The following is a 2,089-nucleotide window of genomic DNA, read 5'->3' on the forward strand; positions in this document are numbered from 1 at the left end:
CTTAATAGCTCACGCTATGCCGACATTCGTCTCCAAGTTTAGTTAAGGGTTCTTCTCAACATCAATAAATTTTCTCGGCATAAATGCATGTTTACTGTAAAATTGATACTGATACAAATAAAAAATAAAAGGATCGTTGCAAATGAAAAATACTTAGAATAAAATTAAATAAAATACGAAAATTAAAAGGAGTTAAAAATGCCTTATATTTATTTAATAATATCCATAAGTACTGAAGTTATTGGAAGTGCATTTCTTAAATCTTCAGAAGGCTTTTCAAAATTTATACCATCCTTAGGAACAATAATTTCATTTGGAATTTGTTTCTATTTTTTAAGTAAAACAATGCAACACCTACCACTAAATATAACTTATGCAACTTGGGCGGGACTAGGTTTAGTCTTAACAACCGTAGTCTCAATAATTATTTTCAAAGAACAAATAAATCTAATAACTATAGTATCTATAGTTTTAATCATAGTCGGCGTAGTTTCGTTAAACATTTTCGGAACATCGCATTAATTGCTTTATTCCAATTGCTTTATTGACGTTGAGCCTCCGAACCCTTAACAAACCCAAAACTTGTCGAATGGTCGGCTTAATAGCTCACGCTATGCCGACTTTCGTCTGCAAGTTTAGTTAAGGGTTCTTCTCAACGCACAATAAATTTTCTCGGCATAAATGCGTCGTCTTTATAAAGTGTAGCCATCATCTCGTTCATCTTCAAAAATAATTTCTGGTTCATGCCTTTGATATTTTTTCTTAAAGAATTGTTCATCGTTATCATCTACAATCATTGTTTCTCGCATTTTTGAGCTTTCTAAGTGATTATCAATATGGTTAATCAACGAATGATATGTTTCTTCTTTCATCACACCTTTAATCAACTTAAACACATTGTTAAATAGTTTATACGAACGGTTTAACTCTTTTTCTTTTTCTTGATTTTGTTCCAATAAATTATTATAACTATCCGCTAAATCATTGTATTCATCTATTACTTTTCCATTTTTAATCTGTTCGTCTAATAATCTATCTTCTAATCTTTTGTTTTTTTCCTCAAAATCTTTTAAAGCCTTTCCGCTTTTAATATATTCATAATCATCAGTAATGAGTTGAGAAGCTTTTACTTGTTCCTGCAATAAATCAAATTCATTTTTATCAATAACGACGTTACCTGTTTCCTGTGTTTCTTTGTTGAACAGTCCACCAACTTTTTCAGTTTCAAGCTCATATGGGACATTTATAGGCCTTTTTTAGAACATCTAAAGCATTTTGATACTGTTCCATTACTTCTTCGCTTTCTTGCTTTATACGGTCTAATTTTCGGCTCTCATGCTCATATTCTTCTTTGTGATAATCTGTTAAATTTTTATAACGACTTATCTGCTCATGTCGTCTCGGTGTAACGCCCCTTGTTATACCTCTACTCAAGTCATAACCACAACTATTGATATGTTCGTTAAATCTATCTTGAAATTCAGTTAGTGCCTTTTTATTAACCTAAAACCTCTTTCGCACTCAATCGACCATCTTCTGTAATCGGAACTACCCCATAATGCATATGAGGTGTTTTTTCGTCCATATGCACTGTTGCATATAATAAATTATCTTTTCCATACTCTTGTTCTAAAAACGTTTTAGCATGTTCAAAAAACTGCTTTGTTTCTTCAAGTGTTTGATTTTTAAAAAATTCATTACCAGATGTAATTAAACCATCAATATGTTTTACTGCGTCTTTTCTAATTTTGCGTTTCCCATTATAATTTTGTTCAATTTTCTCATCGATTTTTTGATTATAATCAATCGGACTATCATTGACTAAATCATAATTTAAGTATGATTTTTCTAAATCAATATCCATATTTTCATAATTTTTATTTTGTCTTTGTACATGTTTTTGAATACCTTTTGTATTCGTTTTTGATTTTACTTTAGCAACTCTGATAATAGAATACGGCATATTAAAATCCCTCCACTGCACATGTTTTTGCGTAGCTTTATTTATTAAAGTCTAACACACTAGACTTATTTTTAATAAGTCGTTAATACGTGTGCTCTGCGAGGCTTAAACCTGTTTTTGCTAACG

At 30.6% G+C, this 2,089-nt stretch carries 1 protein-coding gene and 1 pseudogene; one reads left to right on the plus strand and one right to left on the minus strand.

Annotation, left to right across the window (positions count from 1 at the left end):
• The first annotated feature begins 198 nt into the window (after positions 1-198).
• Positions 199-522 carry a quaternary ammonium compound efflux SMR transporter QacC gene (gene qacC, locus DVJ99_RS12815; protein ID WP_015387327.1) on the plus strand — a complete coding sequence of 108 codons (324 nt, stop codon included), beginning with the start codon at positions 199-201 and terminating at the stop codon, positions 520-522.
• A gap of 170 nt (positions 523-692) precedes the next feature.
• On the opposite strand, the pseudogene mobV reads toward qacC, so the two are convergent.
• Positions 693-1,963: pseudogene (gene mobV / locus DVJ99_RS13370) on the minus strand (MobV family relaxase).
• Between the last annotated feature and the right edge of the window lie 126 nt (positions 1,964-2,089).

The sequence above is a fragment of the Staphylococcus sp. EZ-P03 genome (assembly GCF_003344575.1).
Lineage (GTDB): Bacteria > Bacillota > Bacilli > Staphylococcales > Staphylococcaceae > Staphylococcus > Staphylococcus simulans_B.

Excerpts from the sequence above, each read along its gene's own strand:
- qacC (WP_015387327.1), top strand. The coding sequence starts at position 199 with ATGCCTTATATTTATTTAATAATATCCATAAGTACTGAAGTTATTGGA.